General features: G+C 69.0%; 23 protein-coding genes. 18 read left to right on the top strand and 5 right to left on the bottom strand.

The window, feature by feature from the left end; translation table 11 throughout:
- Positions 1-87: 87 nt before the first annotated feature.
- From LXT12_RS15280 to LXT12_RS15270, 3 genes are all read left to right on the top strand, one after another.
- A complete protein-coding gene (locus LXT12_RS15280; RefSeq protein WP_233393058.1) occupies positions 88-2388 on the top strand; it encodes a TonB-dependent receptor in 2301 nt (766 codons plus the stop codon).
- Positions 2389-2494: 106 nt separating this feature from the next.
- A complete protein-coding gene (gene pyrE / locus LXT12_RS15275) occupies positions 2495-3163 on the top strand; it encodes an orotate phosphoribosyltransferase (RefSeq protein WP_233393057.1) in 669 nt (222 codons plus the stop codon).
- Between the two features lie 7 nt (positions 3164-3170).
- Positions 3171-3869 (top strand): hypothetical protein, encoded by a 699-nt coding sequence (locus tag LXT12_RS15270; protein ID WP_233393056.1) that lies wholly within the window; start codon positions 3171-3173, stop codon positions 3867-3869.
- Between the two features lie 31 nt (positions 3870-3900).
- Here LXT12_RS15270 and gatB read toward each other — a convergent pair whose 3' ends face one another.
- Genes gatB through gatC form a run of 3 tightly spaced genes read right to left on the bottom strand, consistent with a single transcriptional unit; the run spans position 3901 to position 7141 of the window.
- Positions 3901-5352 carry an Asp-tRNA(Asn)/Glu-tRNA(Gln) amidotransferase subunit GatB gene (gene gatB / locus LXT12_RS15265; protein WP_233393055.1) on the bottom strand — a complete coding sequence of 484 codons (1452 nt, stop codon included), beginning with the start codon at positions 5350-5352 and terminating at the stop codon, positions 3901-3903.
- A gap of 2 nt (positions 5353-5354) precedes the next feature.
- On the bottom strand, positions 5355-6845 hold the full coding sequence (gene gatA, locus LXT12_RS15260) for an Asp-tRNA(Asn)/Glu-tRNA(Gln) amidotransferase subunit GatA (RefSeq protein ID WP_233393054.1): 1491 nt from the start codon (positions 6843-6845) through the stop codon (positions 5355-5357).
- A complete protein-coding gene (gatC, locus tag LXT12_RS15255) occupies positions 6842-7141 on the bottom strand; it encodes an Asp-tRNA(Asn)/Glu-tRNA(Gln) amidotransferase subunit GatC (RefSeq protein WP_233393053.1) in 300 nt (99 codons plus the stop codon). The genes gatA and gatC overlap by 4 nt, the downstream gene beginning before the upstream one ends.
- 472 nt (positions 7142-7613) lie before the next feature.
- On the opposite strand from gatC, the gene LXT12_RS15250 reads away from it, so the two are divergent.
- The 5 genes from LXT12_RS15250 to rodA all read left to right on the top strand — a co-directional run bounded on the left by LXT12_RS15250 (position 7614) and on the right by rodA (position 13764).
- Positions 7614-8657 (top strand): rod shape-determining protein, encoded by a 1044-nt coding sequence (locus LXT12_RS15250; protein ID WP_056191483.1) that lies wholly within the window; start codon positions 7614-7616, stop codon positions 8655-8657.
- 148 nt (positions 8658-8805) lie between these two features.
- Positions 8806-9798, top strand: coding sequence for a rod shape-determining protein MreC (mreC, locus tag LXT12_RS15245; RefSeq protein ID WP_233393052.1), 993 nt, complete (start codon positions 8806-8808; stop codon positions 9796-9798).
- A 100-nt stretch (positions 9799-9898) separates the two neighbouring features.
- Positions 9899-10420, top strand: coding sequence for a rod shape-determining protein MreD (mreD, locus tag LXT12_RS15240; RefSeq protein ID WP_233393051.1), 522 nt, complete (start codon positions 9899-9901; stop codon positions 10418-10420).
- Positions 10421-10612: 192 nt separating this feature from the next.
- Entirely contained in the window at positions 10613-12613 is a 2001-nt protein-coding gene (gene mrdA / locus LXT12_RS15235; RefSeq protein WP_233393050.1) for a penicillin-binding protein 2, read from the top strand.
- Positions 12610-13764, top strand: a complete 1155-nt coding sequence (gene rodA / locus LXT12_RS15230) for a rod shape-determining protein RodA (protein ID WP_233393049.1) — start codon at positions 12610-12612, stop codon at positions 13762-13764. Before mrdA ends, rodA begins: the two co-directional genes overlap by 4 nt.
- On the opposite strand, the gene LXT12_RS15225 is transcribed toward rodA, so the two are convergent.
- A complete protein-coding gene (locus LXT12_RS15225; protein WP_233393048.1) occupies positions 13754-15268 on the bottom strand; it encodes a sensor histidine kinase in 1515 nt (504 codons plus the stop codon). The two genes, rodA and LXT12_RS15225, sit on opposite strands and share 11 nt — an antisense overlap.
- A gap of 3 nt (positions 15269-15271) precedes the next feature.
- The gene (locus LXT12_RS15220) at positions 15272-15943 is read right to left on the bottom strand and encodes a response regulator (RefSeq protein ID WP_233393047.1); all 672 of its coding nucleotides are present in this window, start codon (positions 15941-15943) and stop codon (positions 15272-15274) included.
- Positions 15944-16139: 196 nt separating this feature from the next.
- Here LXT12_RS15220 and recA point away from each other — a divergent pair, with 196 nt between their 5' ends.
- The 10 genes from recA to LXT12_RS15170 all read left to right on the top strand — a co-directional run bounded on the left by recA (position 16140) and on the right by LXT12_RS15170 (position 25105).
- Positions 16140-17189: a recombinase RecA gene (recA, locus tag LXT12_RS15215; protein ID WP_233393046.1), complete on the top strand. Its 1050-nt coding sequence runs from the start codon at positions 16140-16142 to the stop codon at positions 17187-17189.
- A gap of 94 nt (positions 17190-17283) precedes the next feature.
- Positions 17284-17817 (top strand): regulatory protein RecX, encoded by a 534-nt coding sequence (locus LXT12_RS15210; RefSeq protein ID WP_233393440.1) that lies wholly within the window; start codon positions 17284-17286, stop codon positions 17815-17817.
- 195 nt (positions 17818-18012) lie between these two features.
- A complete protein-coding gene (locus LXT12_RS15205) occupies positions 18013-18588 on the top strand; it encodes a DUF2889 domain-containing protein (protein WP_233393045.1) in 576 nt (191 codons plus the stop codon).
- A 25-nt stretch (positions 18589-18613) separates the two neighbouring features.
- Positions 18614-19774 (top strand): ADP-forming succinate--CoA ligase subunit beta, encoded by a 1161-nt coding sequence (gene sucC, locus LXT12_RS15200; RefSeq protein ID WP_233393044.1) that lies wholly within the window; start codon positions 18614-18616, stop codon positions 19772-19774.
- 18 nt (positions 19775-19792) lie between these two features.
- On the top strand, positions 19793-20686 hold the full coding sequence (sucD, locus tag LXT12_RS15195; RefSeq protein ID WP_233393043.1) for a succinate--CoA ligase subunit alpha: 894 nt from the start codon (positions 19793-19795) through the stop codon (positions 20684-20686).
- A 104-nt stretch (positions 20687-20790) separates the two neighbouring features.
- On the top strand, positions 20791-21486 hold the full coding sequence (locus LXT12_RS15190; protein WP_233393042.1) for a TerC family protein: 696 nt from the start codon (positions 20791-20793) through the stop codon (positions 21484-21486).
- Positions 21487-21496: 10 nt separating this feature from the next.
- Positions 21497-22633: a serine/threonine-protein kinase gene (locus LXT12_RS15185; RefSeq protein WP_233393041.1), complete on the top strand. Its 1137-nt coding sequence runs from the start codon at positions 21497-21499 to the stop codon at positions 22631-22633.
- Positions 22630-23427: a Stp1/IreP family PP2C-type Ser/Thr phosphatase gene (locus LXT12_RS15180; protein WP_233393040.1), complete on the top strand. Its 798-nt coding sequence runs from the start codon at positions 22630-22632 to the stop codon at positions 23425-23427. The genes LXT12_RS15185 and LXT12_RS15180 overlap by 4 nt, the downstream gene beginning before the upstream one ends.
- Positions 23428-23479: 52 nt before the next feature.
- Positions 23480-24142, top strand: a complete 663-nt coding sequence (locus LXT12_RS15175) for an FHA domain-containing protein (RefSeq protein WP_233393039.1) — start codon at positions 23480-23482, stop codon at positions 24140-24142.
- A 177-nt stretch (positions 24143-24319) separates the two neighbouring features.
- Entirely contained in the window at positions 24320-25105 is a 786-nt protein-coding gene (locus tag LXT12_RS15170) for an MBL fold metallo-hydrolase (RefSeq protein ID WP_233393038.1), read from the top strand.
- Positions 25106-25120: the final 15 nt, after the last annotated feature.

The raw sequence follows: 25120 nt of genomic DNA, 5'->3' as shown, positions 1-25120 counted from the left end.
AGGCACTGGGGAAGTGCCCGGTCTTTCGCTGTATCCCCCCGATCGTCCCCCCGAACAACCCGAGGATTTCCCATGCCGAAACTCCGCATGTCTCCGACCCTGCTCGCACTGGCGCTGGGCGCGGCCTTCCCGATGTCGACGGCCTTCGCGCAGACGGCCGCGGCCCCCGAGGCCAAGAAAGACGTCAACCAGCTCGAAGCGGTCATCGTCACCGGCAGCCGCCGGGCCGAGAACCTCAAGGAAGTGCCGCTGTCGATCTCGGCCATCAAGTCGGAGGAGCTGGACACCTACAACGCCAGCGGCCAGGACATCCGCGCGCTGTCCGGCAAGGTGCCCAGCCTGAACATCGAATCCGACTACGGCCGCACCTTCCCGCGCTTCTACGTGCGCGGGCTGGGCAACACCGACTTCGACATGAACGCCTCGCAGCCGGTCGGCCTGGTCTACGACGACGTGGTGCAGGAAAGCATCGCGCTCAAGGGCTTCCCGGTGTTCGACATGGAGCAGGTGGAGCTGCTGCGCGGCCCGCAGGGCACGCTCTTCGGCCGCAACTCGCCGGCCGGCGTCATGAAGTTCGACTCGGCCAAGCCCGGCAAGCGGCTGGAGGGCTATGCCAACTTCAGCTATGGCCGCTGGAACTCCGCCAATCTGGAGGCCGCCGTCAACGTGCCGCTGAATGCCGACTGGGGCCTGCGCGTGGCCGGCATCGTGCAGCGCCAGGACGACCGCGTGCACAACCCCCTGCCCAACGCCACCTCCGACCTCGAGGGCTACAACGACAAGGCCCTGCGCCTGCAGGCCCAGTACAAGAACGGCGGCTTCACGGGTCTTTTCAAGGTCCAGGCCCGCGACTACAAGGGCACGGCCACCACCTTCCGCGCCAACATCATGAAGCGCGGCACCAACGACCTCGTCGACGGCTACGACGACAGCTACTACCCGACCGACGGCTACAACTCGCAGACGCTCAAGTCCAGCGAAGTCAGTGCCCGCCTGCGCTGGGATTTCGATGGCGTGTCGCTCTACTCCATCACCGCCTACGACCGCGCCAAGTTCTACAGCCGCGGCGACGTGGACGGCGGCTTCGGCTGCCGCTTCTGCAGCATCCCGGACGGCCCGAGCTACCCCGGCCAGCCGGCGCTGATTCCCTTCGATGCCCAGACCGCCGACGGCATTCCCTACCTGCGCCAGATGACGCAGGAGTTCCGCCTTCAGTCCAATACCACGGCGCCGCTGCAGTGGATCGGCGGCCTCTACTACTTCAACGAGAAGCTGCAGGTGGACAGCTTCAACTTCGACAGCTTCACCGTCGGCGACCCGCAGAACGGCTATGCCGTGCAGCACCAGGAAGCCAAGTCCTGGGCGGCCTTCGGCAACGTGAAGTACGCCGTCACGCCCGATCTCAAGCTGACCGCCGGCCTGCGCTACACCGATGACAAGAAGGACTTCGACGCCCAGCGCACCCAGCATCCGAGCCTGCCGAACATCGCCCTGGTGACGGCCAATCCCAAGTCCACCAACTGGAGCTGGGACCTGGGCGCCAACTACAACCTCGACAAGGCCACCAGCGTCTACACGCGCATCGCCACGGGCTACCGCGCGCCCAGCATCCAAGGCCGCATCCTGTTCTTCGACGCCTCGGCCGTGCCGGCCGGCACGTCGCCGATCTCGATCGCCAATTCCGAGAAGGTGCTGTCGGCCGAGGTCGGCTTCAAGGCCGACCTGCTGGACAACACCGCCCGCATCAGCGGCTCGTTGTTCAAGTACCGCGTCAAGGGCATGCAGCTGACGGCCGGTTCGGGCTCGATCAACCAGAACCGCCTCGTCAACGCGGCCAAGGCCGAGGGCCAGGGCTTCGAGCTCGACGCCCAGGCCATCGTCGCGCGCGACTGGCGCACGACGCTGGGCGTGTCGTACAACGACACCAAGATCAAGGACCCCAACCTCTTCGTCTCACCCTGCGGCAATGCGAACTTCCAGTTCCTGCAGGCCAACACGGGCTGCACCGTGACCGACCCGGCCGGCCCGAACGGCACCGTCAGCATCAACGGCAACCCGCTGCCGCGCGCGCCGAAGTGGGTGTGGAACTGGACGCTGAAGTACAGCACCGAGATCGGCAATGGCGAACTCACCGTGCTGACCGACTGGGCCTACAAGGACAAGTACAACATGTTCCTGTACGAGGCCGTCGAGTACAAGGCCAAGGCGGCGCTGGAAGGCGGCCTGCGTGTCGGCTACGGCTGGGCGGGCGGCAAGTACGAGGTGGCGGCCTACTCGCGCAACATCACCAACCACCGCCAGGTCGTCGCCGCCATCGACTTCGACAACCTGACCGGCATCGTCAACGAGCCGCGCAGCTACGGCGTGCAGTTCAAGGCCAGCTTCTGACGCCTGACGACAAACCGGTCGCGGCAGCGACTCGGTGAAACCACCGCCCGGCCCGGCTCCTTCTAGGGGTCGGGCCGGTTTTCCTGCCCCCTAGAATCGCGCGGACATGTCCGCCGCACCCACCGACTCCCTCGCCCAGTCCTTCGTCGCCTTCGCCGTCGAGGCGGGCGTGCTGCGTTTCGGCGAGTTCAAGACCAAAGCGGGGCGGCTGAGCCCCTACTTCTTCAACGCCGGCCTGTTCGACGACGGCGCCAAGCTCGGCCGCCTGGCCGGCTTCTACGCCGAGCGGCTGATCGCCTCGGGCCTGGCCTTCGACATGATCTTCGGCCCCGCCTACAAGGGCATCACCCTGGCCGCCGCGGTGGCGATGGAGCTGGCGCGCCGCGGCCACAACCTGCCCTTCGCCTACAACCGCAAGGAAGCCAAGGACCACGGCGAGGGCGGCACCCTGGTCGGCGCGCCGGTCAAGGGCCGCGTGCTCATCATCGACGACGTCATATCCGCCGGCACCTCGGTGCGCGAGTCCATCCAGATGATCGAAGCCGCCGGGGCCAGGCCCTGCGGCGTCGCCATCGCGCTGGACCGCCAGGAAAAGGCCGCCGAGAACGGTGTCGACAGCCCGCTGTCCGCCGTCCAGCAGGTGCAGCAGCGCTACGGCCTGCCGGTGGTGGCCGTGGCCGGCCTGGCCGACCTGCTGGCCTACCTGGAGGGCGCGCCCGAGCTGGCCGCCCATCGCCCGGCGGTGCTGGCCTATCGCGAACGCTACGGGGTCTGAGCCACCGATGCGCCTGCTGCCCTTCGTCGCCGCACTGCTGATTGCCACCGCCGCCCAGGCCCAGGACGGCGTGCCGGGCAGGGGCATCTACACCTGCACAACGGCCGACGGGCGCAAGCTGACGAGCGACCGGCCCATCCCGGAATGCACCTCGCGCGAGCAGCGCGTGCTCAACCCCGATGGCTCGCAGCGCGCCACGCTGCCGCCCTTCCTGAGCCCGGAGGAGCGTGCCGCCAAGGAGGCCGCCGACCGCCGCGCCGCCGCCGAGCGCGTCGCCCAGCTCGACGCCATCCGCCGCGACCGCACGCTGATCCAGCGCTACCCCAACGAGGCCGCCCACCAGCGCGCCCGCAACGTGGCGCTGGACGATGCCAACAAGGCCACCCGGATCTCCGAGCGCCGCATCAAGGACCTGAACCAGGAGCGCAAGCCGCTGCTGGACGAGGCCGAGTTCTACAAGGGCAAGCCGCTGCCGCCCAAGCTCAAGCAGGCCCTGGACGCCAACGACGCCAGCATCGAGGCGCAGCAGGTGCTCATCGAGAACCAGAAGGCCGAGATCGTGCGCATCAACACGCGCTTCGACGCCGAGCTGGCGCGGCTGCGCAAGCTCTGGGCCGGCGCCGCGCCAGGCACGCTGCCGCCCTTGAACGAGCTGCCCCGGTCGGCACCGCCGCCCACGCCCAAGCCGTCCACCGCCTCGAAGTAGCGGCCGGCGACCCGGCCTGCCCGGGGCGGCCTCAGCCGAGCTTCTTCTTCAGCAGCTCGTTGACCAGGGCCGGATTGGCCTTGCCCTTGGTCGCCTTCATGGCCTGGCCGACGAGGGCGTTGAAGGCCTTGTCCTTGCCGGCGCGGTATTCGTCGACGGACTTCGGGTTGGCCGCCAGCACCTCGTCGAGGATGGCCTCGATGGCGCCGGTGTCGCTGACCTGCTTGAGGCCCTTGGCGTCGATGACGGCGTCCACGTCGGTGGATTCACCGCTCCACAGTGACTCGAACACCTGCTTGGCGGCGTTGTTGGAGATGGTGCCATCGGCGATGCGGCCGATGAGCCGTGCCAGCAGCGCCGGCCCGACCGGTGCCGCGTCGATCTCGATGTCCGCGGCGTTGAGCCGTTTGCTGATCTCGCCCATCACCCAGTTCGCCACCAGCTTGGGCGGCGCGCCGGCCGCCTTGGCGGCCTCGTAGTAGCGGGCCGTGGCCAGGCTCTGCGTCATCATGGTCGCGTCGTAGGCCGGCAGGCCGTCCTGCTCCACGAAGCGCGCGGCCATCACGGCCGGCAGCTCGGGCATCTCGCCCTTCACCCGCTCCACCCACTCCGGCGCGATCACCAGCGGCGGCAGGTCGGGGTCGGGGAAATAGCGGTAGTCGGCCGAGTCCTCCTTGCTGCGCATGGCGCGGGTCTCGCCGGTGTCGGGGTTGTAGAGCACCGTGGCCTGCTGGATCTTGCGGCCATCTTCGATCTCGTCGATCTGCCAGTTGACCTCGTAGTTCACCGCGTCGACGAGGAAGCGGAAGCTGTTGAGGTTCTTGATCTCGCGCCGCGTGCCGAAGGGCTCGCCGGGCTTGCGCACCGACACGTTGACGTCGCAACGGAAGCTGCCTTCCTGCATGTTGCCGTCGCAGATGCCCAGCCACATCACCAGCGCGTGCAGGGTCTTGGCGTACTCGGCCGCCTCCTGGGCGGAGCGCATGTCGGGCTCGGAGACGATCTCCAGCAGCGGCGTGCCGGCGCGGTTGAGGTCAATGCCGGACTGGCCGTGGTAGTCCTCGTGCAGGCTCTTGCCCGCGTCTTCCTCGAGGTGGGCTCGGGTCAGGTTGACCTTGTGCTTCACGTCGCCGACGAAGAACTCGACCGAACCACCCTGCACCACCGGGATCTCGAACTGGCTGATCTGGTAGCCCTTGGGCAGGTCGGGGTAGAAATAGTTCTTGCGGGCGAAGATGGACAGCGGCGCCACCTTCGCGCCCACGGCCAGGCCGAAGCGGATGGCGCGCTCCACCGCGGCACGGTTGAGCACCGGCAGGGTGCCGGGCAGGGCCAGGTCCACGGGCGAGGCCTGGGTGTTGGGCGCCGCGCCGAAGGCGGTCGAGCTGCCGCTGAAGATCTTGCTCTGCGTGGAGAGCTGGACGTGGTTCTCGAGGCCGATGACGACCTCGTAGCCGCGGATGAGTTTGGGCGTTGTAGGCATGTTCAGAGTCCCGAAGGCGCGGCGCGGTGCCAGTCGGTGGCCTGCTGCAGGGCGTGGGCCGCGTGCAGCAGCTGGCCTTCCTTGAAGTAGTTGCCGATGAGCTGCAGGCCCACCGGCATGCCGCCCTCGCCCGTGCCGACGGGCACGCTCATGCCGGGCAGGCCGGCGAGCGACCCGGGCAGGGTGAAGATGTCGGCGAGGTAGGCCTGGGTCGGGTCGTCGGCGCCGGTGCCGGCCTTCCAGGCGACCGTGGGCGCCACCGGGCCGGCGATCAGGTCGCACTGCGCGAAGCACTGCTGGAAGTCGTCCGCGATCATGCGGCGCAGCTTCTGGGCCTGGAGGTAGTAGGCGTCGTAATAGCCGTGGCTGAGCACGTAGGTGCCGATCATGATGCGGCGCTTGACCTCGGGGCCGAAGCCCTCGGCGCGCGTCTTCTTGTACATGTCGAGCAGGTCGTCGTAGTGCGCGGCGCGGTGGCCGAACTTGACGCCGTCGAAGCGGCTGAGGTTGGAGCTCGCCTCGGCCGGGGCAATGATGTAGTACACCGGAATGGCCAGCTCGGTGCGCGGCAGGCTCACGTCCACCAGCGTGGCGCCGAGCTTCTCCAGCTCGGCCAGGCCGGCGCGCACGGCGGTGTTCACGTCGGCACTCAGGCCCGCCGGGAAGAACTCCCTGGGCAGACCGATGCGCAGGCCGGCCAGCGGCTTGGCCGCCGAGGCGCCTTCCCTGGCCGACAGCATCTGGGCATGGAAGTCCTGCGGCGGCTGGTTGACGCTGGTGGCGTCGCGTTCGTCGAAGCCGCTCATGGCCGACAGCAGCAGGGCGCAGTCCTCGGCCGAGCGGGCCATGGGGCCGGCCTGGTCCAGGCTGGAGGCGAAGGCGATCATGCCGTAGCGGCTGCACACGCCATAGGTGGGCTTGATGCCGGTGATGCCGCAGAAGCTGGCCGGCTGGCGGATGGAGCCGCCGGTGTCGGTGCCGGTCGTGCCGGGCACGAGGCGGGCCGCCACGGCAACGGCCGAGCCGCCCGAGGAGCCGCCCGGCACTCGGCTGGCGTCCCAGGGGTTGTGGGCGGCGAAGTAGGCGCTGTTCTCGTTGGCCGAGCCCATGGCGAACTCGTCGCAGTTGAGCTTGCCGAGCGCAACGGTGCCGGCCGCATTCAGCCGGGCGACGACGGTGGCGTCGAAGGGGCTGCGGTAGCCCTGCAGGATGCGGGAGCCGGCCGTGGTGGGCATGTCGGCCGTGACGTAGATGTCCTTGTGGGCGATGGGCACGCCGGCCAGCGGCCCGGCGCTGCCCGCCGCCAGGGCGGCGTCGGCGGCGGCGGCGCGGGCCAGCGCGCCCTCGGCGTCCACGTGCAGGAAGGCGCCGAGCGCCGGGTCGCGCTCGGCGATGCGCGCCAGCAGCGCCTGGGTGGCCTCGCGGCTGGAGAGGGCGCGGCTTTTCAGGGCGGCGGCCAGCTCGGCGACGCCCATGTCGTGAACGGGCTTCATTCGATGACCTTGGGAACGAGGAAGAGGCCGTCCTCGACGGCCGGGGCGCTTTTCTGGTTGAGCTCGCGCTGGTTGCTCTCGGTAACCACGTCGTCGCGCAGGCGCAGCTGCACCTGCTGCACGGCCGACAGCGGCGTGTACAGCGGCTCGATGCCGGCCGTGTCGACGGCGCTCATCTGGTCCACGATCTTGAAGAAGCCGTTGAGCTGCCCGAGCAAGGCGTCGGACTCGGCCGGCTGCAGCTCCAGCCGCGCCAGATGGGCGATGCGGCTCACGTCGTCAGGGGTGAGGCTCATGAAGGGTTTTCAGATGTAAGCCCGAGGCCAGAAACCGGGGACTGGTAACACGATGGCAAAGGGTCGCGTTGTGGCCAGAACGGCCGGGAACAAGGCGCGAACCGCAGCCGGGTGCATACCCGGCGAGGATTCGCAACGCAGTATCCGGCCGTTCTGGCCACAACCCTCCGGGAAGGCCATCCGCAAAGCGCCACTCTGCGTTGCACCGCTTGCCCGCACATGGGTGCGGGCGGCGCGTCGCGCCTTGATTGGCACTTTGCGGATGGCCTTCGCGGCCCTTTGCCATCGTGTTACCAGTCCCAACTGGCGGGCCTCGGAAGGGGGTGATCGGTTATTATCGCCGCCCATCTCCAAGGCCTTCGGGGCTGCCCATCCCGCGACGGAATCCGTTGTCGAGAGGGCGGCCTCGCTGCTTATTCAGCCCCCCCGATTCCGAGCCCCGCCCCGGGCGTGGCTCCTCCCCGCGCCCATCATGTTCGCCTCCCTGCGCCGCTATTTCTCCACCGACCTGGCCATCGACCTCGGTACCGCCAACACCCTGATCTACGTGCGCGGCAAGGGCATCGTCCTGGACGAGCCGTCGGTGGTGTCCATCCGCCACGAGGGCGGTCCCAACGGCAAGAAGACCATCCAGGCCGTCGGCCGCGAGGCCAAGGCCATGCTGGGCAAGGTGCCCGGCAACATCGAGGCCATCCGGCCCATGAAGGACGGCGTCATCGCCGACTTCACGGTGACCGAGCAGATGCTCAAGCAGTTCATCAAGATGGTCCACGACAGCAAGACCTTCAAGCCGTCGCCGAGGATCATCATCTGCGTGCCCTGCGGCTCCACCCAGGTCGAGCGCCGCGCCATCCGCGAGTCGGCGCTCGGCGCGGGCGCCAGCGAGGTCTACCTGATCGAGGAACCCATGGCCGCCGCCATCGGCGCCGGCCTGCCCGTGGCCGAAGCCTCGGGCTCCATGGTGGTGGACATCGGCGGCGGCACGACGGAAGTCGGCGTCATCTCGCTGGGCGGCATGGTCTACAAGGGCAGCGTGCGCGTCGGCGGCGACAAGTTCGACGAAGCCATCATCAACTACATCCGCCGCAACTACGGCATGCTCATCGGCGAGCCCACCGCCGAGGCCATCAAGAAGAACATCGGCAGCGCCTTCCCTGGCAGCGAGGTCAAGGAGATGGAGGTCAAGGGCCGCAACCTCTCCGAAGGCGTGCCGCGCAGCTTCACCATCTCGTCCAACGAGATCCTCGAAGCCCTGACCGACCCGCTCAACCAGATCGTCTCCGCCGTCAAGAACGCGCTCGAGCAGACGCCGCCCGAGCTGGGCGCCGACATCGCCGAGCGCGGCATGATGCTGACCGGCGGTGGCGCCCTGCTGCGCGACCTGGACCGCCTGCTGGGCGAGGAGACCGGTCTGCCCGTACTGGTGGCCGAGGACCCGCTGACCTGCGTCGTGCGCGGCTGCGGCATGGCCCTGGAGCGCATGGAGCGCCTGGGCAGCATCTTCACGTCGGAATGAAGGCAGGCTCGATCCCGTCCTGAGAAAAATGCAACCACAGAGGCACAGAGCCACGGAGAAGAAAGCTTCGGATTTCCTCTGTGGCTCCGTGCCTCTGTGGTTGCCTTTCGTGCGCCCCCCGCACTTCACCGCCTGATTCCGCGGCGCCATGCCCTTCGGCACCCTCGACCGCACCCCACCGCCGTTCTTCCGCCAGGGTCCGTCGGCGCTGACCAAGCTCGCGCTGTGTTCGGCGCTGGCCCTGCTGCTGATGGTGGCCGACGCCCGTTTCCACGTCATGCAGCCCGCCCGCGCCGCCCTGGCCCTCGTGCTGCAGCCGGTCCAGCGCCTGCTGCTCGCCCCCGTGGATGCCTGGGAGACGGCCGGCGACTACCTGCGCGGCACCAAGCGCGCCATGGCGGCCGAAGACCTGGCCCGGCGTCAGTTGGCCCAGCAGGCCGAGCGCCTGTCGCGCGCCGAGGCCCTGCAGGCCGAGAACGACCGCCTGCGCAAGCTGCTGGTGCTGCAGCCGGCGCTGAGCGTGGCGTCCATCGCGGCCGAGGTGCTCTTCGAGGCACCCGACCCCTTCTCCCGCCGCGTGGTCATCGACCGCGGCGCCACCCAGGGCGTGTCGGCCGGCTCGCCCGTCATCAACGAGGCCGGCGTCCTGGGCCAGGTGACGCGGGTCTACCCGCTGTCCAGCGAGGTGACGCTGCTGACCGACAAGGATGCGGCCATCCCGCTGCTGAACGCCCGCACCCAGATGCGCAATGTCGCCATCGGGCGCGCCGACGGCAGCGGCATGGAGCTGCGCTTCCTGGCCGCCAATGCCGACGTGAAGGTGGGCGACCTGATGACGACCTCGGGGCTGGACGGCGTCTACCCGCCGGGGCTGCCTGTGGCCAAGGTGGCCGTCGTGGAGCGCCGCGGCGACTCCAGCTTCGCCCAGGTGCTGCTGGCCCCCATCGCCCAGCCCGACAGCGCCCGCCACGTGCTGGTGCTGCAGCCGCTGGACCGCCACGTCGCGGCCAAGAGGGAGGCCGAGGTCGCCGCCGCCGCAGAAGCCGCTTCGGCCGCCGAGACCAAGGCCGCCGTGCGCGCCGCCAAGAAGGCCGAGCGCGCCGAGAAGGCCGCCGCCAAGGCCTCGGGAGCCGCGCCATGATCATGCGGGCATGTCAGCCCCCCGCCGCTCTGCGGCGCCCCCCCGCGGGGGCCGGGCCTTGCTTGGGGCGGCCCGGCGCGCGGCCCGAGGGGAGCGCGCCATGATCATGCCGCGCGCAGCCGAAAAGCTGCTCCTTCCCGCCAACCCCTGGTTCATCGTCTTCACGCTGGTCGTCGCGCTGATGATCGACATGGTGCCCATGGGGCGCCTGGCCGCCATGCCCGACGTGCTGGCCGTGGTGCTGGTGTTCTGGGGCGTGCACCAGCCGCGCCGCGTCGGCGTGCTGTGGGCCTTCGTCTTCGGCCTGCTCATCGACGTGCACGACGGCGCCCTGCTCGGCCAGCATGCCCTGGCCTACAGCGGCCTGAGCTTCGGCGCCATCTCGCTGCACCGCCGCCTGCCGTGGTTCTCGCTGGGTGCGCAGTCCATCCAGGTGCTGCCGCTGTTCTTCGCCGCCCATGTGCTGGCGCTGGTCGTGCGGATGATCGTCGGCGGCATGTGGCCGGGCTGGAGCGTGCTGCTGGCGCCGGTCTTCGAGGCGCTGCTGTGGCCGGTGGCCAGCGTGCTGCTGCTGGCGCCGCAGCGGCGCGCACCGGACCGCGACGCCCATCGCCCGTTGTGATGCATAGGCCCCTCGTCCAACCTCGCCGCGCTGAACGCGGGCGAGTCTGGCCGGTCCCCCGAGGGGACGAGGCTGTTCGCGGCATGGTGCCGCGAACAACCTCTGGCGGGCCGGCTTGGGGCGGCCCGGCGCTCGGCCCGAGATGCTTGGTCCGCCGCCGCTGGCGGCTCCACGCTGCGTTGGGCAACTGACGTGGTCGTCCTCAAGAACCTCCACCAGGAGCTGTCGCGCTTCCGCCTGCGGGTGCTGGCGGCGGGCGCCTTCGTGCTGTTCTGCTTCGGGCTGCTGGTGGCGCGCCTGGTGTGGCTGCAGGTGGTGCAGTACGACAGCTTCGCCGAGCGGGCCGAGTCCAACCGCATCGCCGTCGTGCCCATCGTGCCCAACCGCGGCCTCATCAAGGACCGCAACGGCGTCGTGCTGGCGAGCAACTACTCGGCCTATACGCTCGAAATCAACCCCGAGAAGGTCGGCGACCTCGACGCCACCATCGAGGCCCTCGGCCAGGTCATCGAGATCCAGGCCCGTGACAAGCGCCGCTTCAAGCGCCTGCTGGAGGAGGCCAAGCACACCGACTCCCTGCCCATACGCACCAAGCTGAGCGACGAGGAGGTCGCCCGCTTCACGGCCCAGCGCTTCCGCTTCCCCGGCGTCGAGATCAAGGCGCGGCTGTTCCGCTCCTACCCGCTCGGCGAGGTGGGTTCCCACCTCATCGGCTACATCGGGCGCATCAACCAGGCCGAGAAGAAGCAGATGGACGAGTGGGACGAGGAGGACCTCGCCAACTATCGCGGCACCGAGTACATCGGCAAGCTGGGCCTGGAGCAGGCCTATGAGAAAGAGTTGCACGGCACGACGGGCTTCGAGCAGGTCGAAACCAGCGCCGGCGGCCGTGCGGTGCGGCGCCTGGCGCACCGCCCGCCCACGCCGGGCAACACGCTCAACCTCTCCGTCGACATCAAGCTGCAGGCCCTGGTGGAGCGCCTGTTCGGCGACCGGCGCGGCGCACTGGTCGCCATCGACCCGCGCAACGGCGAAGTGCTGGCCTTCGTCTCCAAGCCGACCTTCGACCCCAATCTCTTCGTCGACGGCATCGACGCCGACTCCTGGCGCGACCTCAACGAGGACATCGACAAGCCGCTGCTGAACCGCGCGCTGCGGGGCACCTACCCGCCTGGCTCCACCTTCAAGCCGCTGATGGCCATGGCCGCACTCAACAGCGGCAAGCGCTCGCCCAGCTTGGTCATCCAGGACAACCTGACCTACAGCTTCGGCGGGCGTACCTTCGGCAGCCCCGAGACCGACCGCGCCGGCCCGAAGGACATGCGGCTGGCCATCGTCACCTCCTCCAACGTCTACTTCTACAGCCTGGCCAACGAGATGGGGGTGGACCTCATCCACGACCAGCTCGAGCCCTTCGGCCTGGGCCGCAGGACGGACATCGACGTGCAGGGCGAGGTGACGGGGGTGTTGCCGTCCACCGACTGGAAGTACCGCAGGTTCAAGCAGAAGTGGTTCCCTGGCGAGACCATCTCCCTGGGCATCGGGCAGGGCTACAACAACTTCACGATGCTGCAGATGGCCACCGCCTACGCCACCATCGCCTCGGGCGGCCAGCGCTTCAAGCCACGGCTGGTGCGCGAGATCGAGGACGTCGTCCACCACGAGCAGCGCCGCATCGCCAGCGACGCGCTGGAGCCGCTCAAGCTCAGGCCGGCCGACGTCGCCGTCATCCATAACGCCATGAACGGCGTGACACTGGAAGGCACCTCGCGCCAGGTCTTCATGGGCGCGCCCTACCAGAGCGCCGGCAAGACCGGCACGGCCCAGGCCGTCGGCCTGAAGGCGGGCGAGAAGTACAGCGCCATCAAGGCCGACGAGAGGAAGCGCGACCACTCCCTCTATGTCGCCTTCGCGCCGGTGGACCACCCGACCGTGGCCCTGGCCCTCATCGTCGAGAACGCCGGCTGGGGCTCGTCGTCGGCGGCCCCCATCGCGCGCCGCGTGTTCGACTACCTGCTGCTGGGCCAGTACCCGAGCGAGGAGGACATCGCCAAGACGCAGCTGGGCCAGACCTTCGCCCCCATCGGCACGCCGCGCCGCGCGGCCGACGTGCCCCTGCCCGGCCAGGCGGCGTCCGCCCCTGACGCGGCAGCCTCTGCCGCCTCCGCACCCGCCTCGGGAGCCACCCAATGACCGTCATCGAACGCCCGCCGCTGCTGAGCCGGCTCAAGCCCTGGCTCAGCGGCTTCGACATCCCGCTGCTGCTGGCCGTGTTCTGGCTGTGCGGCTGGGGCCTCGTGTGCATGTACTCCGCCGGTTACGACCACGGCACCCGCTTCGTCGACCACGCCCGCAACATGGCCCTGGGCCTCGGCCTGATGTTCATCGTCGCCCGCGTACCGCCGCAGAAGCTGATGGCCATCGCCATCCCGCTCTACACGGTGGGCGTGCTGCTGCTGGTGGCCACCGCCCTTTTCGGCGTCACCAAGAAGGGCGCCACGCGCTGGTTGAGCATCGGCGTCACGCAGATCCAGCCGTCCGAGCTGCTCAAGCTGGCCACCCCGCTGATGTTGGCCTGGTGGTTCCAGAAGCGCGAGGGCCTGCTGCGCTGGCCCGACTTCATCGCCGCCTTCGGCCTGCTGGGGGTGCCCTTCCTGCTGATCGCCAAGCAGCCCGACCTGGGCACCGGCATCCTCGTGCTGGCCGCGGGCCTGTATGTGATCTTCTTCGCCGGCCTGCCGTGGCGTCTGATCGTGCCGGCCCTGGTGCTCGGCGCCGCAGCCGCGACGGCCCTGGTGCTGAGCGAAGACAAGATCTGCGATCCCGACCTGAAATGGCCGGTGCTCAAGGAGTACCAGAAGCACCGCATCTGCACCCTGCTCGACCCCAGCAAGGACCCGCTGGGCAAGGGCTTCCACATCATCCAGGGCGAGATCGCCATCGGCTCGGGCGGCATGACGGGCAAGGGCTTCATGCAGGGCACGCAGACCCACCTGGAGTTCATCCCGGAGCGCACGACGGACTTCATCTTCGCCGCCTTCGGCGAGGAGTTCGGGCTGACGGGCGCGCTGGCCCTGCTGGTTGGCTTCACGGCCCTGATCCTGCGCGGGCTGATGATCGCCTCCGACGCGCCGACGCTCTTCACGCGGCTGATGGCCGGTGCGGTGACGCTGTCCTTCTTCACCTACGTCTTCGTCAACATGGGCATGGTCAGCGGTATCCTGCCCGTCGTGGGCGTGCCCCTGCCCTTCGTCAGCTACGGCGGCACGGCCATGGTGACCCTGGGCCTGTCGCTCGGGCTGCTGCTGTCGATCGCGCGGGTCAGGAAGCTGGTCAAGACCTGAGCGCCGCGGCGGCGGGGAAGCGGATCGTGAAGCGCGCGCCGGGCCCCTGGCCGTCGGGCGACTCGCCACCCGCCGCACGCCGCACGCGCGTGTCGTCCAGCGTCAGCTCCGCCTCGTGCTGCTGCACGATCTCCTGCACGATGGCCAGGCCGAGGCCCGAGCCCTCGACGCCGCTGCCCAGGGACCGGTAGAAAGGCTGGAAGACCTTCTCCCGCTCCGGCGGCGGGATGCCCGGGCCGGTGTCCTCGACCTGCAGCACCACCACCTGGCCGAAGGGGTCCTCCACGACGCGCACCGTCACGACGCCGCCGGCCGGCGTGTAGAGCAGCGCGTTGTCCACGAGGTTGCGGACCAGCTCGCCGATCAGCACCGGCTGCCCTTGCACGCGCAGGCGCGCCTCGTCCGGCGCGACGCCGTCATAGCCGAGGTCGATGCGCCTCTCCAGCGCGCGGGGGACGAAGTCGCGCACCGTGTCGATGGCGATCTCCGCCAGGTTGACCGGTTCGCGCCGCATGGCCTGCTCGGCGTCCTCGGCGCGCGCCATGGACAGCAGCTGGTTGACCATGTGGGCCGCCCGCTCGCTGGCCCGCGCGATCTGCGCCAGCGAGCGCTTGAGCTCGTCGGGCGTGGAGCGGCCGGCATCGATCTCGCGCTCCACCAGCTCCGCCTGCGTGCGCAGGCCGGCCAGCGGCGTCTTCAGCTGGTGGGCCGCGTCGGCGAGGAAATGCTTCTGCCGGCTCATGGACGAATCCAGCCGGGCGAGCAGGTCGTTGATGGCCCGCACCAGGGGCGCCACCTCATCGGGCACGCGCCGCTCGTCGATGGGCGAAAGGTCGGAGCTTTCCCGCGAACGGATGCGGCGCTGCAGCTCGTTGAGCGGCGAGATGCCGCGCGCCAGCGCCAGCCACACCAGCAGCACCGCCAGCGGCAGGATGACAAACTGCGGCAGGATGACGCCCTTGATGATCTCGTTGGTGAGGCGCGCCCGCTTGCCCAGGGTCTCCGCCACCTGCACGAGCATGGTCCGCGACGTGCCGGCCTGGCCTTCGGGTGCCACCCAGAGGTAGGCCACGCGCACGGCGTCGGCCCCGGCCTCGTCGTCGCGGAAGTGCAGCTCCCACGGCACGATGGGCCCGTCGTCGGTGGGCACCGGCAGCGTGGCGTCGCCGCTGAGCAGCTCGCCCCGCAGCCCGAGCACCTGGTAGAAGACCGTGTCCGAAGCGTCCGCCCGCAGCAGCGCCGCCGCCTCCGGCACGAGGGCATAACGGTCCCGTCCCTTGGACGCTCCGGCGCCAGAGGCTTCCGTCGCCGCCACCTGCTGCCCCAGGCTGCGCGCCACCTCGCCGAGTTCGCGGTCGTAGGGGCGGCTGGCGATGCCCTGCGCCACCAGCCAGGTCAGGGCCACGCTGATCGGCCAGATCAGCAGCAGCGGCGCGAGCATCCAGTCCAGGATCTCGCCGAACAGCGAGCCCTGCTGGGGGCTGGCGCCGCCTTTATTCGGCATCGATCACGAGGGGATCTTCTCGAGGCAGTAGCCGAGACCGCGCACCGTCGCGATGCGGATGGGGCCTTGCTCGATCTTCTTGCGCAGCCGGTGGATGTAGACCTCGATGGCGTTGTTCGAGACCTCTTCGCCCCATTCGCACAGGCGCTCGACGAGCTGGTCCTTGCTGACCAGGCGCCCGGCGCGCTGCAGCAGCACCTCCAGCAGCGACAGCTCGCGCGCCGACAGCTCCAGCATCTGCTCGTTGATGTAGGCCACGCGGCCGGTGGCGTCGAAGCTCAGCGGCCCGTGCTTGATGACGCTGCTGGCCGTGCCCAGCCCGCGCCGGGTGAGGGCCCGCACCCGCGCCTCCAGCTCCTGCAGCGAGAAGGGCTTGGCCATGTAGTCGTCGGCGCCCAGGTCCAGGCCCTTGACGCGCTGCTCGACGCTGTCCGCGGCCGTCAGGATGAGGACCGGCATGGTCGAACCGCGGGCCCGCAGCTTGCGCAGCACCTCCAGGCCGTGCAGGCGTGGCAGGCCGAGGTCGAGGATGACGAGGTCGAACTCATGCGTCGCCAGCGCCGTGTCGGCCTCGGTGCCGGTGCTGACCCGGTCCACCGCATAGCCAGAGGCGCGCAGGGCGCGCAAAAGGCCATCGGCCAGCACTTGGTCGTCTTCCGCGATGAGGATGCGCATGTCGTTTGTCTCCTGCGCCGATGTTATGTGCGACCACCCTACGGGCGGCTTGCGCGGGCGCAAGCTGGCTCACGCCATGAGCCACCAAGCGCCTAGGATGCCGTTCAACCCTGGCGCCACGCCCGGAAACTGGGGAATAACCACTGTACAAACATACAGATTGCCCCATAATTGACGCATTCACCTGGAGATTCGCATGGACGCCCCCGTCAAAGCCCTGAACACGGAAAAAGCCAAGGCCCTGCAGGCCGCCCTCGCCCAGATCGAGAAGCAGTTCGGCAAGGGTTCCATCATGCGCCTGGGCGAAGGCGAGGTCATCGAGGACATCCAGGTCGTCTCCACCGGCTCGCTGGGCCTGGACATCGCCCTGGGCGTCGGCGGCCTCCCCCGCGGCCGGGTCATCGAGATCTACGGCCCCGAGTCATCCGGCAAGACGACGCTGACGCTGCAAGTCATCGCCGAGATGCAGAAGATCCAGGGCACCTGCGCCTTCATCGATGCCGAGCACGCCCTCGACATCCAGTACGCCCAGAAGCTCGGCGTCAACCTGCAGGACCTCCTGATCAGCCAGCCCGACACCGGCGAACAGGCCCTCGAGATCGTCGACGCCCTGGTGCGTTCGGGCTCGGTGGACCTGATCGTCGTCGACTCGGTCGCCGCGCTGACGCCCAAGGCCGAAATCGAAGGTGAGATGGGCGACCAGCTTCCCGGCCTGCAGGCCCGCCTGATGAGCCAGGCCCTGCGCAAGCTGACGGCCACCATCAAGAAGACCAACTGCACGGTCATCTTCATCAACCAGATCCGCATGAAGATCGGCGTCATGTTCGGCTCGCCCGAAACGACCACGGGCGGCAACGCGCTGAAGTTCTACGCCTCGGTGCGCCTGGACATCCGCCGCATCGGCTCCATCAAGAAGGGCGAGGAGGTCATCGGCTCCGAGACCAAGGTCAAGGTCGTCAAGAACAAGGTCAGCCCCCCCTTCAAGACGGCCGAGTTCGACATCCTCTACGGCGAAGGCATCAGCCGCGAGGGCGAGATCGTCGACATGGGCGTCGTCCACAAGATCGTCGACAAGTCCGGCGCCTGGTATGCCTACCAAGGCGAGAAGATCGGCCAGGGCAAGGACAACGCCCGCGAGTACCTCCGCGAAAACCCCGACATCGCCCGCGAGATCGAAAACAAGATCCGCGAAGCAGTCGGCGTCGCCCCGCTGGGCGAAGCCGAAGGCACGACTGGCAAGGAGTGACCCATGCGGTTTCGTCAAAACAAGATCCGCGAAGCGGTCGGCGTCGCCCCGCTGGGCGAGGCCGAAGGCGGCCAGGAGTAATCCGGCTGCGGCGATCCCGGTGACCCGTGCCCCACTGTCCCTGAAGGCCCGAGCCATCGGGCTTCTCGCCCAGCGCGAGCACAGCCGTGCCGAGCTGCGGCGCAAGCTGCTGCGCATCGAGCAGGAACAGAAGCGCCGCGCGAGGCTGGCCGACGCCGCAGCGGCCGAGAGTGCGCCGGGGGACGAACCGCCCGACGACGACACGGCGTGCGCGGAAGCTGCCGAGTCCGCCGTCGATGCCTTGCTCGACACCCTTGCCGCCGAGGGTTACCTCGACGAAACCCGCTTCGTCGAATCTCGGCTCCACCTCCGGTCGGGCCGGTTCGGCGCCCAGCGCATCCAGCAGGAGCTGGCCCAGCACGGCCTGCGCCTGGACGCCGAGCAGCAGGCGCAGCTCCGCGCCACCGAACTGGAGCGCGCCCGCGAGGTCTGGCTGCGGCGTTTCGGGCCCGAGCCGGCCGCTGAACCCGTCGAGCGGGCCCGCCAGACACGCTTCCTGCTGGCCCGGGGCTTTGCGGCCGACGTGGTGCGGCGGCTGCTCCGCTGAGGCCCCCGCAGGGCCCGTCGACCGCCCCCGCGTAAGGCCCGCTCAAGCCCCGCGTGCTACATTGCCGCCTGCTCAAAACGGCGGCGAACCGCTGGGCAACCGGTTTCCGCCTCCGGGAATCGGCTCGTGTCCAGGCGCTTTCGACCGCCCCGTCCCGGCTCGGTTGGAGCCGGGTTGCGTCTCCAGTTCCCGCCCATGCCCGTCGCTCCATCCACCGCACAGCGCCGCTTGCTGCACCGCCGCGCCCTCGATGTGCAGGTTTTCGCGCGCGATGACGGCCTGTTCGACGTCGAAGCCAGCCTGACGGACACCAAGACGCATGACGTGTCCCTGGCCGGCGAGGCACGCAGGGCCGGCGATCCCATCCATGAGATGCGGCTGCTCCTGACGGTGGACACCCAGCTGACTATCACCGCGGCGACCTCCGAGACGCGGTGGATGCCCTATCCCGGTGCCTGTGACGACCACGCCGATGCCTATGCCCGCCTCGTCGGCCTCAGCCTGATGAAGGGCTTCCGGCAGGCCGTGCAGGAGCGCTTGGCCGGCACCCGCGGCTGCACCCACCTGACCGAGCTCTGCCAGGTGCTGCCGACCGCCGTGATCCAGGCCTTCGCCGGCTCGGTGATCGACACACGGGAGGGTGACGCCGCCGGCAACCCGCCCTTCCAGCTCGACCGCTGCCACGCCCTGCGCCGCGACGGCGCGGTGGTCGCCAAGTTCTATCCGCGTTGGCACCTGAGCGCCTCAGAGCCGGCCGCGACCGCTTCCTGACTTCCCCGACCCGAAAGACCCAGCCATGAAAATCCACGAATACCAGGGCAAAGAAATCCTGCGCCAGTTCGGCGTGCCCGTGCCGCGCGGCATCCCCGCATTCACCGTGCAGGAAGCCGTCGAAGCCGCGCAGAAGCTGGGTGGCCCGGTCTGGGTCGTCAAGGCCCAGATCCACGCCGGCGGCCGCGGCAAAGGTGGCGGCGTCAAGGTGGCCAAGAGCATCGAGGACGTGAAGGCCAAGGCCGAAGGCATCCTCGGCATGCAGCTGGTGACGCACCAGACCGGCCCCGAGGGCCAGAAGGTCCGCCGCCTCTACATCGAGGACGGCGCCGACATCGGCAAGGAGTTCTACGTCTCGCTCGTGACCGACCGCGCCACGCAGAAGGTGGCCCTGATCGCCTCCAGCGAAGGCGGCATGGACATCGAAGAGGTCGCCCACAGCACGCCCGAGAAGATCATCACCGAGATGATCGACCCGCTGACCGGCATCACGCCCGAGCAGTCGAAGAAGGTGGCCACGGCCATTGGCATGGAAGGCCACACCGTGGAGCAGGCCGTCGACCTGTTCGCCAAGCTCTACAAGTGCTACATGGACACGGACGCGTCCCTGGTCGAGATCAACCCGCTCAACCGTGACAGCAAGGGCAACCTGATGGCCCTGGACGCGAAGTTCAACTTCGACGCCAACGCCCTGTTCCGTCATCCCGAGATCGTTGCCTACCGCGACCTCGACGAAGAAGACCCGGCCGAGATCGAGGCCAGCAAGTTCGACCTCGCCTACATCTCGCTGGACGGCAACATCGGCTGCCTCGTGAACGGCGCGGGCCTGGCCATGGCCACCATGGACACCATCAAGCTGTTCGGCGGCGAGCCGGCCAACTTCCTGGACGTGGGCGGCGGCGCCACGGCCGAGAAGGTCACCGAGGCCTTCAAGATCATGCTCAAGAACAAGAGCGTGAAGGGCATCCTCGTGAACATCTTCGGCGGCATCATGAAGTGCGACACCATCGCCGAGGGCGTCATCACCGCCTGCAAGGCCGTGAACCTGCAAGTGCCGCTCGTCGTGCGCATGAAGGGCACCAACGAAGAACTGGGCAAGAAGATGCTGGCCGAGAGCGGCCTGCCGATCATCGCCGCCGACACCATGGCCGAAGCGGCCACCAAGATTGTTGCGGCTGTGGCCTAACGCCCGAAGGAATCAGAAATGTCGATCTACATCAACAAAGACACCAAGGTCATCACCCAGGGCATCACCGGCAAGACCGGCCAGTTCCACACCCTGGGCTGCCAGGCCTACGCCAACGGCAAGAACGCCTTCGTCGCCGGCGTGAACCCCAAGAAGGCCGGCGAGAAGTTCTCCGAGATCCCCATCTACGCCACCGTCAAGGAAGCCGCCGCCCAGACCGGCGCGACCGTCTCGGTCATCTACGTGCCGCCCGCGGGCGCTGCCGCCGCCATCTGGGAAGCCGTCGAGGCCGACCTGGACCTGGCCATCTGCATCACCGAAGGCATCCCCGTGCGGGACATGCTGGAAGTGCGCAACAAGATGAAGGCCAAGGAAGCTGCCGGCGGCAAGAAGACGCTGCTGCTCGGCCCCAACTGCCCGGGCCTGATCACACCCGAGGAAATCAAGATCGGCATCATGCCCGGCCACATCCACCGCAAGGGCCGCATCGGCGTCGTCTCGCGCTCCGGCACGCTGACGTATGAAGCCGTGGCCCAGTTGACCGAAATCGGCCTGGGCCAGTCCAGCGCGGTCGGCATCGGCGGCGACCCGATCAACGGCCTCAAGCACATCGACGTGATGAAGGCCTTCAACGACGACCCCGACACCGACGCCGTCATCATGATCGGCGAGATCGGCGGCCCGGACGAGGCGGAAGCCGCCCGCTGGTGCAAGGCCAACATGAAGAAGCCCATCGTCGGCTTCATCGCCGGCGTCACCGCCCCTCCGGGCAAGCGCATGGGCCATGCCGGCGCGCTGATCTCGGGCGGCGCCGACACGGCCGATGCCAAGCTCGCCATCATGGAGGAGTGCGGCTTCACCGTGACGCGCAACCCCTCGGAAATGGGCAAGCTGCTGAAAGCCCTGCTGTAATCCAGCAATCGACCCCCTGACGAAGCCGCCGGGTTCGACACCGGCGGCTTTTTCTTTGCCGTTTGTCATTCGCCCGCGCCGATCGCACCGGCCACGCCGACTCCATGGACCTGCTGAACGCCGCCTTCTTCATCGCGCTGCTCAAGATCATCTGGGTCAACGTCCTGCTGTCCGGCGACAACGCCGTGGTCATCGCCCTGGCGGCGCGCAACCTGCCGGCCTCGCAGCAAAAGCGCGCCATCGTCTTCGGCAGCGGCGCGGCCATCGTGCTGCGCGTGGTGCTCACCCTCTTCGCCGTGCGGCTGCTGCAACTGCCATGGCTCAAGCTCATCGGCGCCGTGCTGCTGCTGTGGATAGGCATCCAGCTGCTCGCGGACGATGAAGGCGAAGCCGACGTGCACGCCCACTCCAGCCTCTGGAGTGCGGTGCGTACCATCCTCGTCGCCGACCTCGTCATGAGCCTGGACAACGTCATCGCCGTCGCCGCCGCCGCCAACAGCGCGCCGGAGAACCTGCGGGTCATCCTCCTCGTCATCGGCCTGGGGCTGTCCATCCCGCTCATCATCTTCGGCAGCACGCTGCTGCTGAAGCTGATGGAGCGCTTCCCCGCCATCATCACCCTCGGCGCGGCCCTGCTCGGCTTCGTGGCCGGCGAGATGGCGACCACGGACGCCGCGGTGCACGAGTGGTTCGAGACCCACCTGCACGGGCTGGACTACGCGGTCAGCCTCAGCGGTGCCGTCTTCGTCGTCGCGGTCGGCTGGCTGCTGAGCCGGCGCGGCAGGCGCCAGTCGACCTAAGATCGGCCGCATGGCAAGCGGCGGCAAATCGAGCAAGTCCGGCGGCTTCTGGCGACGGCTGATCGGCCGCGTCGCCGAGCCGGCCGAGGCGCCGCCCAGCGAACTCTCGACGCTGCCGGCCGTGCAGCAGACGCAGGCCCCCGGCGCCTCGGCCCCCCAGGCCAGGTCCGCGACGCCGCCGCACGACCTGCGGGATTTCGAACTCGGAGCCGAGATCGGCCGCGGCGCCATGGCCATCGTCTACAAAGCCACCCAGCGCTCCACCGGCCGCCAGGTGGCCGTCAAGCGCCTGTCGCTGAGCCGCGAGTTCTCCGCCGAGGACCTGGCCGACGTGCGCGAGCGCTTCATGCGCGAGGCGCGTGCCGCCGGCCAACTCGAGCACCCGGACATCCTGCAGGTCATCGATGCCGGCCAGGAGGGCACCGACGCCTGGATCGCCCTCGAATACGTGCTGGGCCGCGACCTCAGCCTCTTCACCAAGGCCAACCAGCTGCTGCCCGTGCGCGAGGTCGTGCAGATCGGGGTGCGGCTGGCGCGGGCGCTGGACTATGCGCACAGTCATGGCGTCATCCACCGGGACATCAAGCCCGCCAACGTCATGCTCGACCGCGTCAACGGCAGCCTCAAGCTGATGGACTTCGGCATCGCCCGGGTCGGCGACGGCAGCCGCACCCGCACCGGCCTGGTGTTGGGCACGCCGTCCTTCATGTCGCCCGAACAGCTGGCCGGCCTGACGGTGGACGGCCGCAGCGACCTCTACTCCCTCGCCGTACTGCTCTACCAGCTGCTGACCGGGGCCCTGCCCCACCACAGCGAATCCATGGCCCGCCTCATGCAGCAGATCGCCACGGAGCCCGCGCCCGACGTGCGGACCTACCGGCGCAGCCTGCCGGAGTCCCTCGCGCTGGTGCTCGCGGTGGCCTTGGAGAAGCGGCCCGAGCTGCGCTATTCCTCCGGGGAACAGATGGCCCGCGACCTGGAGGCCGTCCTCGTGATGGACCTGCACGCCGAGCCCGCCCCCCCCGAGGCGGCCCAGGCCCAGGACCAGGCCTTCGCGCAAACACTGCGCTTGCCGCCCGAGGAAGCAGGGCAGAATCGCCGCTCCCCCTCCGACGCACAACCGCCCGAGTCCCCGCAAGCCTCATGATCCTGGAGTTCTTCAGCGCCACCGACGTCGGCCGTGCGCGCGACAACAACGAGGACTCGGTGGCCCTGGACGAGGCGGCCGGGCTGGCGGTGCTGGCCGACGGCATGGGCGGCTACAACGCCGGTGAAGTGGCCAGCCAGATGCTGACCAGCTTCGTCGCCACCGAACTGGGCCGCTGGCTCAAGGACGCCGGCCGCGAGGCGCGGGCCGGCGAGGTGCGCCGCGCCATGGACATCTGCGTCGACAACGCCAACCGCGCCATCTTCAACGCCGCCAACACCAACCCGCGCTACGCCGGCATGGGCACGACCCTGGTGCTGGGCGTCTTCCGCCCCGAGGGGCTGCTGCTTGGCCACGTCGGCGACTCGCGCGGCTACCGCCTGCGGGCCGGCCGCCTCACCCAGATCACCCGCGACCACTCCCTGCTGCAGGAGCAGATCGACGCCGGCCTCCTCACTGTTGAGGAGGCCGCGTTCTCCAGCAACAAGAACCTCGTCACCCGCGCCGTCGGCGTCGAGGACACGGTGCTGATGGAGCTGCACCTGCACGAGGTGCAGGCCGGCGACACCTATCTCTTCTGCTCGGACGGGCTGTCAGACATGCTGGATGACGACAGCCTGGCCAACCTGCTCAACGGCAATCCGGCCTTGCCCGAGGCTGCGCGGGCGCTGATCAACGCGGCCAATGACAGCGGCGGGCGCGATAACATCGCACTTATCCTGGCCCGCGCCGAGGGCCGTCAACGTACCGAAGGACGGGGCTGGTGGCCCTTCGGTCGGCGTGGCGGCAACTGACAAACTCTTGCCTGCAGAGTGTCGGCGCTAACAACAGAACTTGAGGTCATTCATGGGCAAACTGGTGGTTTCGCTCGACGGCGTCGTGATCAAGGAGGTCCAGATCACCAAGGACAAGACCACGCTGGGTCGGCGTCCCTACAACGACATCGTCATCGACAACCTCGCGGTGTCGGGCGAGCACGCCGTCCTGCAGATGGTCGGTAACGACGTCTTCATCGAAGACCTCAACTCCACCAACGGCACCTACATCAACGGCAAGGCCATCAAGAAGCAGCTGCTCGCCGACAACGACACCGTCGAGATCGGCAAGTACAAGATCAAGTTCCTGCTCAACGACGGCGGGGACTACGAAAAGACCATGATCCTCAAGCCGGGCGCCGGGGCCGGCATGGCTCCCCCGGCCTCCGCCGGCGTGGGTTCCTCCTTCGGCGGCCTGGGCGGTGCCAGCGTCGGCCCGGCCTCCATCAAGGTACTGACCGGCGCCGCGGCTGGCCGCGAGGTTGCGCTGACCAAGGTCGTCACGACGCTGGGCAAGCCCGGCGTGCAGGTGGCCTCCATCACCAAGCGCCCCACCGGCTACGTCTTCGCCCATGTCGAAGGCGGGCAGCGGCCCAGCGTCAACGGCATCCCCCTGACGGGCGAATCGATCGCACTGCGCAGCGGCGACCTCATCGAGCTCGCCGGCACGCAGATGCAATTCGTCCAGGGCTGACGGCCCTAGCGGCACGGTCGGGCGGCACGCCCGTCGGGCCCAGCCACCGCGTGTGATTTCCTCACGATAGCGATGCCCCCAAGTCGGTAATCCGACCGTCCCCCGCCCGTGAGGGGTGCGTACATTCTTGGCTCCGCCTCGCCCGACGCGAGGTCCTGAATCCGAGCCACGCACCGCATGAACATCCGCGTCCTGGGCTGCTCCGGCGCCATTGCCGCCGGCTACAAGACCACCGCCTTCCTGCTCGACGCCGATGTCCTCATCGACGCGGGCACCGGCGTGGGGGACCTGCCACTGGACGCGCTGGCGGCCGTCGACCACATCCTGCTCAGCCACTCCCACCTCGACCACGTGCTGGGCATCCCGCTTCTGGCCGACGCGGTGCTGCGCCTGCGCGCGGCAGCCGGCCGCCCGCCCATCCAGGTCCACGCCCTGCCCGAGACTCTGCAGGCGCTGCGCCAGCACATCTTCAACGGCGCCATCTGGCCCGATTTCACCGCCCTGCCCACCCGCGAAGCGCCGGTGCTGAGCCTGCATCCTTTTGCCATCGGCGACCGGCTGGACCTCGGTGGCCGGTTCATCGAGGTGCTGCCGGCCATCCATACCGTGCCGGCCGTCGGCTTCGCCGTCGACGGCGGCGCCGCGGCAGGCCATGCGCACTGGGTCTTCACCGGCGATACCGGCCCCAATCCCGCGCTGTGGCGGCGGCTGTCCCAGCTGCGCCTGTCCCACCTCGTCATCGAGACGGCCTTCAGCGACGACGAGGCCGAACTCGCCCACGTCAGCCAGCACCTCTGCCCGGCCGACCTCGGCCAGGAGCTCGCCCAGCTCGGCGGCAGCGTGAACGTGCACATCACCCACATCAAGCCCGGCGAAGTCGACGCCGTCATGCAGGGCGTCCGGGGCCTGGCCAGCCCGCACCGCATCGGCGCGCTGCAGGCGGGGCAGCACATGCAGCTCTGAGCGGCCAGCCCTGCT

It is taken from the genome of Pelomonas caseinilytica, assembly GCF_021353235.1.
Lineage (GTDB): Bacteria > Pseudomonadota > Gammaproteobacteria > Burkholderiales > Burkholderiaceae_C > Pelomonas > Pelomonas caseinilytica.
Note: the sequence above shows the minus strand (reverse complement) of the source record. Positions and strands in the feature narration are given on the sequence as shown.